The organism is Lichenicola sp. GTC18331, from assembly GCF_055386855.1.
Map to the genome: position 1 here is coordinate 2,773,811 of NZ_AP045015.1, position 13,499 is coordinate 2,787,309.

Sequence of the window (13,499 nt, forward strand, 5' to 3'; positions counted from 1 at the left end):
GATCGGCAAATCGCCAAACGGATAAAAGTTCTTTGGTTCTTTCTTCCAAGAAAGAACGTTTTCCTTTCTTTCCTGCACCGAAGAACAGGCGGCCTTACGGCGTCAGGACGATCTCGCCCTGCGCGTCCTGGCTGATATCGGCATCGGTGCGGCTCGCCTGCGGCGCCACCGGACCCGCCGCCATCATCCGCATCATCGGCATCGGGCGGGGACGGCCCGGCTCGGGCAGGTTCACCGAGCGGATGCTCTGCACCTTCAGCCCGAGCGCCTTGGCGGCGGCTTCCGCGCGCTGGCGCAGCATCTTCAACGCGGCATCGGTGGCCCGCGCTTCCGCCTCCTGCTGGTGCGCCGGAGACAGCACCCATTGCAGCGACTCCACCGTCAGGCCCGCCGCCTGGAGCTTCGCGACCAGTCCCAGAAGCGCCTCGGAGTCGCTGGATTCGAGATGCAGGGTCTGGCGTGCCGTCCAGATCGTGCGGGTCTTCGCGTCCGGGGCGGTCTGGTCCACCCCGTATCCGGCCACACGCCAGTCGACGCCCTTCACCGCCGACGCCGCACCGGTCGCGCTCTTCATGCGCGTGTCGAGCTGGCGCTGCGCCGCCGCCGGATCGGGCGCGGAGACGGAACCGTCCAGATCCACCGCCAGCAGATCCGGCGTTTCGTGCACGGTGCCGACCACGCCCAGATGCAGAAGGGTGCTGCCGCTGCTGGCCGGCGCGTCAGGCGTGTCGGCAGCGCTGGCGACACCGGTTCCCAGACCGAACAGGACGAGGGCGGGCAGAACGATCTGTTTCATGGAGGGCTGGTTCCGTTCGTGTCGGTGTTGGGCGCGTTCTCCGGGCCCCGGAGAGCGAGCAACGCACGTCGCAAACGATTGATCCCGCTCCGCACCTGACCGTTGGCGCACATCTGCTGCCCTTGTTCGCGCAGACTGGCCACCGGCTGCGGCAGCGGATCGGCATGCTCGTCCAGCTGGTGCGACAGCGTTTCGCAATACGCGTCCGTGTCGCTGGTGACCACCATCGGCGCCTGTGTCGCAGGCTGGGTCGCCGTTTGGGCCGGCACATCGGGCTGGGCCATCGCCCCCGAGGCGGGAGACAGAAGAACGGTGCACAGAAGGGCGGTGCGGATCATGGCTCGGACTTTAGCGCCGCGTTGTTTTCGTCGGGATGAGGAGCAGGTGACGGCGCTTCCATCTGTTCGCCGCCCCGCGCCGTCGGCACGTCACGATGGCGCGCCGCAGGCGCTTCGCCCCCGCGCACCGCAGGAGCGGGCAAAGGCGGCCGCTGCTCCTGCAACAACAGCGTCGCCACCAGACCGGGCGCTCCGTCCGCACGCTTTTCCAGCAGGAACTGGCCGCCATGGAGCTGCGCCACGGCCTGCACCAGGGAGAGGCCCAGCCCGGAACCCGGCGTGCTGCGCGCGCTTTCCGCCCGGAAGAACCGCTCGGATGCCCGCGACAACTCGGACGGCGCCATGCCGATGCCGCCATCGCCCACGGAAATCCGCACCCAGGGGCCGTCGCGCACCGCGCTCAGGAACACGACGCCGCCCGGACGGGAGAACTTGATCGCGTTGTCGAGCAGATTGGCCACCGCCTGCTGGATCAGCGGCCGGTCGCCGAAGACGGGGATCGGACCGGAGGGCGCCAACTCGAGCAACAGCCCGCGCTCTTCCGCCACGGCGCCGTAGAGCTCCGCCAGATCGTCCAGAAGCGCCGACAATTCCAGCTCGGCGAAGGCCGAACGGCGGGCCCCGGCCTCGATCTCGGCGATCCGCAGAAGCGCCTCGAACACCGCCGTCACACCGTCCAGATCGGCCACGGCGCGCTCGATCGCAGCCTGCATCTCCTCGGTCGAGCTGGCATGCAGGGCCGCATCCTCCAGGCGGGTGCGGGCGCGGGTGATCGGCGTGCGCAGGTCGTGGGCGATGGCGTTCGACACCTGGCGCACGCCGTCCATCAGGCGCGCGATCCGGTCCAGCATGTGGTTGATCGTCTCTGCCACGCGGTCGAACTCGTCGCCGCTGCCGGACAACGGCACGCGCTGCGTCAGGTCGCCGGACGCGATCGCCCGGGTGGTCTGCGCCACGTTGCGCACCATGCGACGGAACAAGGACCGCACCACGAAGGCGCCGGACAGGCCGAGCCCGCCCACCATCAGCATCGCCCAAAGCAGCGTATCGGTCAGAAGCCGCTTCAGGATCACACGGGCATGCACGTCCCGCCCCACGAGCAGCTTGTAGCCGCCGGGCAGGGCGAACGCCTCCACCTCCGCCAGGCTGCGCAAGCCGTCCCGGGAGATGCGGAGCTGATAGGTCACGTCGGAACGGGTGACGCCGTCCGGCCAGGCGGCGAGATTGCCCGCCACGGTGGCACCGCCCGGCGCCACCATCAGATACAGGGCGTCGTCGTCCACGTTGCTGGCCACGCGCTGGCGGATGCTGTCGGCCAAAGCCGGCAGCCCGCCCTCCATCCAGCGTTCGCTCAGGGCGCGCGCATCGGCCACGATCGCGGCGTCCACCTCGCGCTCCAGCAGCCCCACGGTGGCCCACCAGATGAACGACATGAACACGATCGCGCTGAGCATGAACAGCACGGCATAGACCAGCGCCAGACGCAGGCTGGCAGACCGGAACAGGTCGTTCCGCCTGGACCGCGCGCTTCGTTTCGCCGAGCTCCCGAACCCCTGGAGCGCGGGAAGCGCCACGCTAGTCGTCTCGCAGCATGTAGCCGGCGTTGCGGATCGTGTGGATCAGCGCGGCGGGAAACGGCTTGTCGATCTTCTGGCGCAGACGCGACACATGCACGTCGATCACGTTGGTCTGCGGATCGAAATGATAATCCCACACCCCTTCCAGCAGCATGGTGCGCGTCACCACCTGGCCAGCATGGCGCATCAGATATTCCAGAAGCCTGAATTCGCGCGGCTGGAGGTCGATCTTCTGCCCGCCGCGCTTCACCTGACGCGACAGGAGGTCCATCTCCAGATCCGACACCACCAGACGGGTCGCAGGCCCGGTCTCGCCCTTGCCCCGGCGCCCCAGCGCCTCCACACGGGCCAGAAGCTCCGAGAACGCGAACGGCTTGGTCAGGTAATCGTCGCCGCCCGCCTTCAACCCCGCCACGCGGTCATCCACCTGGCTCAGCGCGCTCAGCACCAGAACCGGCGTGCGGTTGTTCTGGGCCCGAATCGTTTCCAGCAGATGCAGACCGTCGATGCCGCCGGGCAGCATCCGGTCCAGAATGATGGTGTCGAAACTTTCGCTTACGGCCAGAAACAGACCGTCCTTGCCGTTATCGGCCTGGTCCACGACATGGCCGGCCTCTTTCAACCCTTTGGCGACGAAGCCGCGAACGGTCTGGTCGTCCTCGACCAGCAGGATACGCATGGGGGTGGATGTCTCCCTGAAACAGGATTGCAAACCTGCGCCGGCCGGCGCGTCCTGTCCATGTGCGGAGGAATGAACCATGGGTGAAGCCGTTGAAAGGTTTCCAGCCCGTTTCGTGGACGCGAACGGGCAGCGTTTCGAGCTGATCGAAGCAGGCGAGGGCGACAGGCTCGCCCTGCTGCTGCACGGTTTCCCCGAGAACGCGCTCAGCTGGCACCATCAGATCGGCCCCCTGGTCGAACAGGGCTTCCGGGTCTGGGCGGTGAACCAGCGCGGATACGGCCGCTCCTCCAGGCCGCCCGAGGTGGCCGACTACGCCCTACCCAATCTCATGGAAGACGTCGCGGCCCTGATCGACGCCTCCGGCGCGAAGCAGGTGGTGCTGATCGCCCATGACTGGGGCGCGGTGGTCGCTTGGTGCTTCGCGGCGCTGCGCGTCCGCCCCCTCGAGCGCCTCGTGATCATGAACGTGCCGCATCCGCTTTGCTTCGCGCGGGCCGCCAGGCGCTGGAGACAGGCGCGCAAATCCTGGTACATCGCCTTCTTCCAGCTCCCGCGCCTGCCGGAATGGATGCTCGGCCGACGCAACGGCGCCTCCGTGCGCGGCATGTTCCGCGGCGTTTCCGTCGATCCCTCGGTGATGCGCACGCTGCGCGCCCAGCTCGCCGACCGGCGCTCCGCCACCGCGATGTTGAACTGGTATCGTGCCGTCCGCCGCTTCGGCTTCGGCGATCCGCGCGCGCTCCGTCAGCCGATCGAGACGCCCACCCTGGTGATCTGGGGCGAGAACGACATCGCCCTCGACCCGATCTGCCTCGACGGCACCGACCGCTACGTCACCGACCTCCGCATCGAACGCCTGCCCGGCATCTCGCACTGGGTGCAGCAACACGCGCCGGAACGGGTGAACGCGCTGCTGCGCTCGTTCCTCGGCGAGGCAGACGACAACCGGAAGGCGTCTCCATCCGGCTCAGAGATCTGATCTCGGCATTCGGGCGGCCGGGCGCTATCGTCCCTCGTCGCCGTGCCTGACCCCGCCCTTCGGGGCCAGCGAGAAGACAGTTGTGATGGCCATCGCGAAGATCCTGGGCCTGTTACCCAAGCATGCCGCGAGGCCATCTCGCGCCGCTTGGCTCCAGTCCGGTGTGTTGGCGTCCGCTGCCTTCGCTCTGGCGATACTGCCTTTCCCGGTCCACGCCAGCCCAGGTCCGGTGCCCGCTCCCTTGCCAGCACCGTTGCCGGTCCCGACCGATCATCCTTTTCGCGGCATCATCACCCTTGCCGTCGATGCCACCGATATCGTCCATAAGCTCTACAGGGTAAACGAAACCATTCCGGTCCAGGCGCCGGGACCGATGATCCTGTTCTATCCGCGCTGGGAAATCGCCAGCCACGCCCCCACCGGGCCGATCTGGGCATTGGCAGGGTTGCTCGCCTCGGCCGGCGGCCGTCCCATTCCGTGGCAGCGCGATGCCCTCGATCCCTCTGCCTTCCACCTCGACGTGCCGTCCGGGGTTGGTGCGATCGACCTGTCGTTCCAATACATCTCGCCACCCTCCGGCGCCGTCGAGATGAGCCCCGCGCTGCTCAGCGTCACATGGAGCCGGACCCTGCTTTATCCGGCCGGATGGTTCAGCCGGAACATTCCTGTTCGCGCCTCCGTCACCCTGCCCAAGGACTTCAAAGCCGCAACGAGCCTCGATCTCGCGGCACGCCACGGCGACACGCTCGATTTCGTTCCCGTCGATCTGGAGGTGCTGACGGACAGCCCGCTTTATGCGGGCAGCCACGTCATGCATCTCGATCTGGCGCCCGGCGCACTGAAACCGGTCGTCGCCGATCTGTTCGCGGATACGGAGGCCGATCTGGTTCTGGAGCCCGGTCGCCTGGATCACCTCCGCGCCGGTATTCGTGCGGCAAACCAGGTGTTCGGTCTCGGCCATTACAATCGATACGACATGCTGGTCTCACTCAGCGACCGCCTGATCTCCGATGGCGGCCTGGAACATCAGCGGTCCAGCGAAATCAACCTGCCGGCTGATTTCCTGCGCAATCCCGATCGCACGCGCTCCGACGAAACTCTGTTCACGCATGAATACGTCCATTCCTGGAACGGTGTGTCCCGTCAGGGCGAAGGCATCTGGACGCCGGATCTCAACACGCCGAAGCGTGATGATTCTCTCTGGATTTACGAAGGACAAACTGAACTCTGGGGAGTCGTTCTGGCCGCACGTGCAGGTTTGCTGACCAAGGAAGAAGCGCTCGATCTGCTGGCGACCTACGCGGCGATCCAGCAGGCCCGGGTCGGACGCGTCTGGAAGACCCTCGCCGATACCACGAACGATCCGATCTACATGATCGGCCACAGCATCCCGGATCGAGATTGGCAGCGCCGTGAGGATTTCTACGGCGGCGGTCTTCTGCTTTGGCTCGACGTTGCCATGACCATGCGTTCCCGGTCGCAGGATCGCATCGGTCTCGACGATTTCGCCCACCGGTTCTTCGGCGGCGACGATCCCGGGACCACCATCAGAACCTACGAAATTGCGTCCGTTCCGCGCGTCCTGAACGATCTTGTGCCTTACGACTGGAACACGCTGCTCGCCGCGCATCTCGACACCCATGACGGGCGCGCCCTTCTCGACGGGATCGAGAAGGGCGGCTACCGGCTTGTATTCGATCGCACACCCAGCGCGGTGTTCACGCAGGAAGCCTTCGGCGATACCGATCTGTCGTTCTCCCTTGGCCTCGCCGCCCGCCGCGGCGGCCGCGTCGATTCCGTTTCCTGGGACGGACCCGCGTTTCGGGCCGGATTGTCGCCGGGAGACACGATCGAAACGGTGAACCATCGCCCGTTCTCCCCGACGGCCCTTCTGCAAGCTGCCGACGCCGCCGCCGACACCCCGGTCACTCTCGGTGTCCGCACCGGAGACGGTTCCCGAGACCTCGCGATCCCCTATCGAGGCCATCTGCGCTTCCCGCATCTGCAACAGGTCCAGGGTGCACAGGATCGGCTCGGCGTGTTCCTTTCGCCGTCCGACGGTTCTTCCGACAAAGTGACCATGCGAGGCAGATGAGCGTGTCGGAGGACTACGGTGCCGCGATGAAGACTCCAACGGCCTCGCCGAGATGGCCATCGTCCGGCGCCGTCTCGGGCCGGGTGCGCAGGCAGCGTTGTCGCGGATCGTGCGGGCGAAGATGCAACGGCACCGGACTTTCCGGCCGGGATGGACCGCGAACGAGGCAGGGCGTGGACGAATTACAATTTCTATCGCAGCGGGCTGAGATCGCGTCGCATTGATAATGGGATAATCTTAAAACTTCCCCCCACCCCCCGCGTCTCCAATGAACCCGCCGGGCCCCCGCACGCTTCCCCCTCGACGCTTCCGCTTCGAGGTTCCTTTCCCATGCCCGATCAACACACCGATCCCGTCGCCCTGCTCAAACATGTCGGCGAGGGCGGGGAAACGCAGCTCCCGGCCGGCGGCGACCATCCGCCCATGACCACCAACCAGGGCGCGATCATCGCCGACGACGAGAATTCCCTCAAAGCCAACGGCCGCGGCCCGGTGCTGATGGAAGATTTCGTGCTGATGGAAAAGATCAGCCATTTCAACCATGAACGCATCCCCGAGCGCGTGGTCCACGCCCGTGGCGCCGCGGCGCACGGCTATTTCGAGCTCACGGACTCGCTGGCCGAATTCACCCGGGCCGAGGTGCTCACCAAGGTCGGCCAGCGCACCCCGGTCTTCACGCGCTTCTCCACCGTCGCCGGCAACCAGGGCTCGGCCGACACGGCGCGCGACGTGCGCGGCTTCGCGGTGAAGTTCTACACCCAGCAGGGCAACTGGGATCTGGTCGGCAACAACATCCCGGTCTTCTTCATCCAGGATTCGATCAAGTTCCCCGACCTGATCCACGCCGCCAAGCAGGAGCCCGATCGCGGTTTCCCGCAGGCGCAGACAGCGCATGACACGTTTTGGGACTTCGCGTCGTTGTCGCCGGAAAGCACCCACATGCTGATGTGGATCATGTCCGACCGCGCTATCCCACGCTCCTACGGCATGATGGAAGGCTTCGGCGTCCACACCTTCCGCCTGCTGAACGAGGCCGGCAAAAGCACCTACGTCAAGTTCCACTGGCGCCCGAAGCTCGGCTCGCAGTCGGTGGTCTGGGACGAGGCGCTCAAGATCAGCGGCGGCGATCCCGATTTCCACAGGCGCGACCTCTGGGATTCGATCGAGGCCGGAAACTTCCCGGAATGGGAGCTGGGCGTGCAGCTCTTCGACGAGGATTTCGCCCGATCCTTCGATTTCGACGTTCTCGACGCCACCAAGCTGATCCCCGAGGAACAGATCCCGCTGCGTATCGTCGGGCGCATGGTGCTGGACCGGAACCCGGACAACTATTTCGCCGAAACCGAGCAGGTCGCGTTCTGCACCTCGCATGTCGTGCCGGGCATCGACTTCACCAACGACCCGCTGCTGCAGGGCCGCAACCAGTCCTATCTCGACACGCAATTGTCCCGCCTCGGCGGGCCGAATTTCGCGCAGCTGCCGATCAACCGCCCGCAATGCCCGATGCGCAATTTCCAGCGCGACGGCCACATGGCGATGAACATCCCCAAGGGCCGCGTCTCCTACGGCCCGAGCTCGCTGGAACCCACCACCGAACGCGCCGATCCGAAAGCGGGCTTCAACTCCTTCCCGGCCCGCGAGGAGGGCGACAAGCTCCGCGCCCGTTCCAAGAGCTTTGCCGATCACTACAGCCAGGCGCTGCAATTCTTCCAAAGCCAGACCAAGCCGGAACAGGACCACATCATCTCCGCCTTCATCTTCGAACTGAGCAAGGTGGAAACCGAAGCGGTCCGCACGCGCGTCCTGGCGCAGCTCGGCAACGTCGATCCGGCCATCGCCAAGCGCGTTGCCGCCGGCCTCGGCCATGAGGGCGCCATCCCCAAGGCCCCCGCCGCCATTCCGGCCCGTAACGACCTCGCGCCTTCCAAGGCGCTCAGCATGCTCGCCAAGTTCGAGCCCACGCTCCAGGGTCGCAAGATCGGCTGCCTCGTTTCCGACGGCACCGATCCCGCCCTGGTGCTGGAACTGGAGAAAGCGGCCGAAAAGCTCGGCGCGATGTTCAAGGTGATCGCCCCCAAAGTCGGCGGCGCCAAGGGCAGCGACGGCGGCACCATCCGCGCCGATTTCCAGCTCGCGGGAGGCCCGTCCGTCCTGTTCGACACGGTGGTCCTGGCCCTTTCCGCCGACGGCGCCAGGACGCTGGCCAAGGAAGCCGCCGCCGTGGCCTTCGTGCATGACGCCTTCGCCCACCTGAAGGTGATCGGCCATACCGCCGAGGCGCAGCCGCTGCTGGACAAGGCGGGCGTCGAGCCGGATGCGGGCATCGTCGCCCTGTCCGGCGGCAAGGCGACGGCAGGCTATCTCAAGCGCGCCAGCGAAGGCCGCATCTGGGATCGTGAGCCGAACGTGCGCGAGGTCTTCTGATTAAATTACACGATGTAATTTAATCCCGGATCGACCCGCCGTCACTGGCGGGTGATCAGCGGATGCCGGCTCCACCAGCGGGGCCGGCGGATGCGCTCGCGCTCGAAGGTGAACAGCCCGGCGCCGATGATGATGATCGAGCCGACGATCATCCACAGGTCGATGCCGATGCCGAACAGCAGGTAATCGAACCCGATCGCCCAGAGCATCTGCGAGTATTGCGGCGGCGCCACCAGACTGGCCGGGGCGCGCTCGGAGGCCATCATCATCAACACGTTGGCGATCGCCGCCAGCAGACCGTAGCCCACCACCCAGAGCCACTCGACCGGCGTCGGCATCACCAGATGCGGCGCGCAGAGCACGAAACTCGCCACGATCGGCCCGGTCAGTCCGGCGCCATAGAGCGAGATCCGCTTCTCGCTCGGCCCCAGGGCTCGCAGCAGAACGATGGTCACGCCGGCCGCGAACGCGCCCAGGATCGCCGAGACCTGCCCGAAATGGAACGGCTCCACGCCCGGGCGCAGCACCACCAGGACGCCCGCGAAGCCCAGCACCACCGCCGTCCAGCGGCGCCAGCCCACGGGTTCCTTCAGGAAGATCACCGACAGGATCGTGACGAAAGCCGGCATCAGGAACAGCAGCGACATGGCTTCCGCCATGGACAGTTTGGTGAAGGCGATCACGGAGAACACCGATCCCGCCACCGCCGCCAGGGCCCGCAGCACCCAGGCCTTCCACGACCGGAACCGGAACAGATCGCCCCAGCTTTCGCCCGGCTTGCGGACGAAGGGCAGCACCAGAACGCCCAGCAGCGCGCCCAGGAACACCACCTCGAACGGCGGCAGGCTGCCGTTCAGCAGTTTCACCGAGGCATCGCTGATCGAATAGAAGATGTAGGACAGGAAGGCGAGCAGCACGCCCGCGCGCGTGCGGGACGGGTTCTGCGGGCCGACATTGGTGGTGCTGAATTCCATGGCCGGCCTTGCTGCAACGCGGAAGCGCCAGCGATAGCCGGTTGCACCCACCCTGCGAAGAGCGTGCGCGGCCGGAAACAACGCCGCCACGCGTTTACCCTCGTGTGGTCACGGATCGGCCATGGTTCGGGCAGTGGGCCCGATCGGACCCGGGTTTCTTCGTTCCTGGGCGCAGAAGGAACCGGGGAAATCCCCGGTTGTCCGGAGCGGTGTCAGCGCGGCCGATTCTGCCTCGCGCGCTCCCGGGCGACGGCGCCCGGCGGGAGCATCGTGCCGGGCGCCATGCCGTTCGGCAGACCGGGCGCGCCGATGCCGTAGCCTGGCATCATCGGCTGAACCGGCGGGGCCGGTGTCGGTGGGGCGGCGATCGCGTTCGGGCCCGGCTGGCCGATCGCGGGCGCGAGGGAGGCGGGGGCGCTGAGCCCGGTTCCGGCCCCGGAGATGTTCAGCGCGTTCGGCGAGGCCGGTGCGAGACCGGCGCTGTTGGCGAATTGTGCGCGGGCCGGGAGGGCGGCGAACACCAGCAGCGTTCCGAATGCGAGGATCGATGCGGTTTTCATGCGATGACGCCTCTGCCGTTCCCATCCGAGATGGCGATGCCGACTTCCGCGCACAAGCGCAGAACGTTTTCCCGTTCCTGCCGTTAGCGTCCGGCAAAACGGGGAACGGCTGCGATGCGATCGAACAAGGTGGTGGTGGTCACGGGCGGCACCATGGGCATCGGCCGGGCCACCGCGCTCGCTTTCGCCCGCGCCGGGTGGGACGTGGCGGTGCTGGCGCGGGGCGCAACCCGCCTGCAGAGCACGGCACGTGAGCTGGAAGCGGCGGGCGCCCGCGTGCTGACGATCGGCTGCGACGTGGCCGACGACGCCGCGGTGGAGGCGGCGGCCGAGCGGATCGAGAACGAGCTGGGGCCGATCGAGGCCTGGATCAACAACGCCATGGCCACCGTGATCTCGCCGGCCTTGTCGGTCGAGCCGAGAGATTGGCGTCGCGTCACCGATGTCACCTATCTCGGGCTTGTGTTCGGCACCCTGGCCGCGTTGAAGCGGATGCGTGGACGCGATCGCGGTGTGATCGTGCAGGTCTCGTCGGGTCTGGCGCTGCGTGCGGCGCCTTTGCAGGCCGCCTATTGCGGCGCGAAGGGTGCGGTGAACGGCTTCACCGACAGTCTGCGCTCCGAGCTGATCCATGACGGCTGCGGCGTCAGGCTCGTCACGGTCTATCTGCCGGCGGTGAACACGCCGCAATTCCGCCGCGCCCGCAACTACACCGGTGCCGGGCAGAACGCGCCGGACCCGGTGTTCGACCCGCGTACCTGCGCCGATGCCATCCTGCATGGAGTGGAGAGACCGGAGCGCGAGATCTGGGTGGGCCGCTCGACCTGGGCGATGCAGGCGATCCAGGTCGCGGCGCCGTCTCTCGGCGACAGAAAGGCGGCGCAGATGTGGGACGCGCAGCTCGATCCGTCCGTGCCTCCGGCCAATCCGGGCAATCTCCATGACGTGGACGAGGACGATCCGGGAATCGACGGGCCGTTCGGCGCCCGCACCAAGCCGCCCGGCGCCGAATACGTCACCAGCCGTACCCGCAACGCGGCCGCCCTGCTTCTGGGTTTTGCCGCCCTGGCGGGGGCGGGTGCGCTTCTGGCGCCCTTGGCGGTGGCGGCGGGGTTGAGCGGATTGGGTCGGCGCTGGAACGCGTAGGGCAATTGGGGGGGCGTGACGAGAATCTTCTTTTTCTGAAGAAAAAGAAGCAAGAAGACTTCTGTCCGTTCGGTATAAGTGTTGATGTATTATGGAGCCAAACGGACAAAAGTTCTTTGGTTCTTTCTTCCAAGAAAGAACACTCGTCCTGTTATTTCCAGTGGAGAGGCCGCGACGCGGTCCCTTCTGTTCAGGCGGCGTCCACCATCACCAGCTCTGCATCCTCGAGGGCCGTGATGCGCAGCGCGGTTTCGCCGGTGATGGCGGCGCCGTCGCGTGTTTCCAGGCGGACGCCGTTCACCTCGATGCTGCCCACCGCCGGCACCAGATAGGCGTGCCGATCGGCGGTGATCGGGTAGTCCACCGTGGCGCCGGCGGCGAGGGTCGCGCCGACGATGCGGGCGTCGGTGCGGATCGGCAGCGCGTCTTCGTCGCCCGGAATGCCGCTGGCCAGCGTCACGAACCGGCCGGAGCGTTCGCCGCGTGGGAACGGCTTGGCGCCCCAGGACGGCGCATCGCCGCGCGCGCTCGGCTCGATCCAGATCTGGAACAGGCGCGTGGTCTCGCTTTCGGCGTTCCATTCCGAATGGCGCACGCCGGTGCCGGCGCTCATCACCTGCACGTCGCCCGCCTCGGTGCGACCGTGGTTGCCCAGGCTGTCCTGATGGGTGATGGCGCCTTCGCGCACATAGGTGATGATTTCCATGTCGCGATGCGGGTGCGGCGGAAAACCGGAATCGGCGGCGATGGCATCGTCGTTCCAGACCCGCAGCGCACCCCAGCCCATGCGGGACGGATCGTGGTAGCCGGCGAAGGAGAAATGGTGTTTGGCGTCGAGCCAACCATGGTTGGCGCCGCCGAGCGAAGCGAAGGGCCTGCGGTCGATCATCTCGAACACTCCAGTTCGGGCCGGAACGGTCCCGTTGACGGGAACATGGTCTTCCTCGTGGATTGACGGAACAGAAACGTCGGCATCACATCGTTTCCTGGAATGACAAGACAGCTTCCCGACCTCGAAGCCTGGGCGATCTTCGCCACCGTGGCCGAACATGGCTCGTTCTCGCGCGCGGCGGCGGAGCTGGGCTTGTCGAATCCCACCGTCTCCAAGGCGATCGGCCGGCTGGAGGCGCGTCTCGGCTTCGCGCTGCTGTCGCGCACCTCGCGTCGCTTGTCGCTGACCGGAGCCGGGCAGGCGGCGCTGGAGCGTGCCGCGCGCATCCTGGCCGAAGGCGAGGCGGTCGAGCAGGAGGCGGCCGAGCAGGCGCGTGTGCCGCGTGGGCGCGTTCGTTTGAGCGCGCCGTTGTCGTTCGGCATTGCCCATCTGGGGCCCGTGCTGCCTGGTCTGCTGCGCGCCTATCCGGAGATCGAGCTCGATCTGGCCTTGAGCGACCGCAAGGTGGATCTGGTGGCGGAAGGCTTCGATCTGGCCCTGCGGATCGGCAGCCTCGTGGATTCCTCGCTGTTGTCGCGGCGCCTGTGTTCGGTGCGTCTGCTTCTGGTGGGGGCGCCCGGCTATTTCGCAGTGCATGGCATGCCGGAGCGTCCGTCAGACCTGCTGCGGCATCGCCTGATCGGCTACACCGGCGGCAGCGGCCGCACCGCGTGGCGCTTCACCCATGCGCATGAGGCCGAGGAAACCGTACAGCCGCCGGTCCGGCTGTGGACGGATAATGCGGATGTCGTGATGCCGGTTCTGCTGGCGGGCGAAGGGCTGACGTTGCTGCCGGAGTTCCTGGTCTGGCAGGCGCTCCGCGACGGGCGGCTGATGGCCGCGCTGCCGGACTGGCCGATCGCGCCGCTGGGGCTGCATCTGCTGATGCCGCCGAACCCGCTCCGGCCGCAGCGGGTGCAGGTGGTGATCGAGGTGCTATCGCGCGAGTTGGCGCGTGCGCCCTGGGCGGGCGAGGGGGCAGGGAGCGGTTGAGGCC

Annotated in this window: 12 protein-coding genes; 5 read left to right on the forward strand and 7 right to left on the reverse strand. The window is 67.0% G+C overall.

All coding sequences use genetic code 11. The annotated features are described in order from the left end of the window. Positions 1 to 94: 94 nt before the first annotated feature. The 4 genes from ACZ5BM_RS12700 to ACZ5BM_RS12715 form a co-directional block, all read right to left on the reverse strand. A complete protein-coding gene (locus tag ACZ5BM_RS12700; RefSeq protein ID WP_498908430.1) occupies positions 95 to 796 on the reverse strand; it encodes an SIMPL domain-containing protein in 702 nt (233 codons plus the stop codon). Next, positions 793 to 1,134, reverse strand: coding sequence for a hypothetical protein (locus ACZ5BM_RS12705; protein ID WP_498908431.1), 342 nt, complete (start codon positions 1,132 to 1,134; stop codon positions 793 to 795). The genes ACZ5BM_RS12700 and ACZ5BM_RS12705 overlap by 4 nt, the downstream gene beginning before the upstream one ends. Further along, complete coding sequence (locus tag ACZ5BM_RS12710) at positions 1,131 to 2,588, reverse strand: sensor histidine kinase (protein WP_498911618.1); 1,458 nt, start codon at positions 2,586 to 2,588, stop codon at positions 1,131 to 1,133. The genes ACZ5BM_RS12705 and ACZ5BM_RS12710 overlap by 4 nt, the downstream gene beginning before the upstream one ends. Positions 2,589 to 2,709: 121 nt before the next feature. Further along, the gene (locus ACZ5BM_RS12715) at positions 2,710 to 3,390 is read right to left on the reverse strand and encodes a response regulator transcription factor (protein ID WP_498908432.1); all 681 of its coding nucleotides are present in this window, start codon (positions 3,388 to 3,390) and stop codon (positions 2,710 to 2,712) included. Between the two features lie 79 nt (positions 3,391 to 3,469). Between ACZ5BM_RS12715 and ACZ5BM_RS12720 the strand changes: the two genes are divergently transcribed. The 3 genes from ACZ5BM_RS12720 (at position 3,470) to ACZ5BM_RS12730 (ending at position 8,891) form a co-directional block, all read left to right on the forward strand. Next, entirely contained in the window at positions 3,470 to 4,372 is a 903-nt protein-coding gene (locus tag ACZ5BM_RS12720) for an alpha/beta fold hydrolase (RefSeq protein ID WP_498908433.1), read from the forward strand. Between the two features lie 241 nt (positions 4,373 to 4,613). Further along, positions 4,614 to 6,467 (forward strand): M61 family metallopeptidase, encoded by a 1,854-nt coding sequence (locus ACZ5BM_RS12725; protein WP_498908435.1) that lies wholly within the window; start codon positions 4,614 to 4,616, stop codon positions 6,465 to 6,467. A gap of 330 nt (positions 6,468 to 6,797) precedes the next feature. After that, a complete protein-coding gene (locus tag ACZ5BM_RS12730; RefSeq protein ID WP_498908437.1) occupies positions 6,798 to 8,891 on the forward strand; it encodes a catalase in 2,094 nt (697 codons plus the stop codon). 41 nt (positions 8,892 to 8,932) lie between these two features. Here ACZ5BM_RS12730 and ACZ5BM_RS12735 read toward each other — a convergent pair whose 3' ends face one another. Further along, entirely contained in the window at positions 8,933 to 9,865 is a 933-nt protein-coding gene (locus ACZ5BM_RS12735; RefSeq protein WP_498908439.1) for a DMT family transporter, read from the reverse strand. 212 nt (positions 9,866 to 10,077) lie between these two features. Beyond that, positions 10,078 to 10,425, reverse strand: a complete 348-nt coding sequence (locus ACZ5BM_RS12740) for a hypothetical protein (protein WP_498908442.1) — start codon at positions 10,423 to 10,425, stop codon at positions 10,078 to 10,080. 114 nt (positions 10,426 to 10,539) lie between these two features. Here ACZ5BM_RS12740 and ACZ5BM_RS12745 point away from each other — a divergent pair, with 114 nt between their 5' ends. After that, the gene (locus tag ACZ5BM_RS12745) at positions 10,540 to 11,571 is read left to right on the forward strand and encodes an SDR family oxidoreductase (RefSeq protein WP_498908443.1); all 1,032 of its coding nucleotides are present in this window, start codon (positions 10,540 to 10,542) and stop codon (positions 11,569 to 11,571) included. Positions 11,572 to 11,761: 190 nt separating this feature from the next. On the opposite strand, the gene ACZ5BM_RS12750 is transcribed toward ACZ5BM_RS12745, so the two are convergent. Continuing rightward, positions 11,762 to 12,460, reverse strand: a complete 699-nt coding sequence (locus ACZ5BM_RS12750) for a pirin family protein (RefSeq protein ID WP_498908445.1) — start codon at positions 12,458 to 12,460, stop codon at positions 11,762 to 11,764. Between the two features lie 102 nt (positions 12,461 to 12,562). Here ACZ5BM_RS12750 and ACZ5BM_RS12755 point away from each other — a divergent pair, with 102 nt between their 5' ends. Then, complete coding sequence (locus ACZ5BM_RS12755) at positions 12,563 to 13,495, forward strand: LysR family transcriptional regulator (RefSeq protein WP_498908447.1); 933 nt, start codon at positions 12,563 to 12,565, stop codon at positions 13,493 to 13,495. Positions 13,496 to 13,499 lie beyond the last annotated feature (4 nt).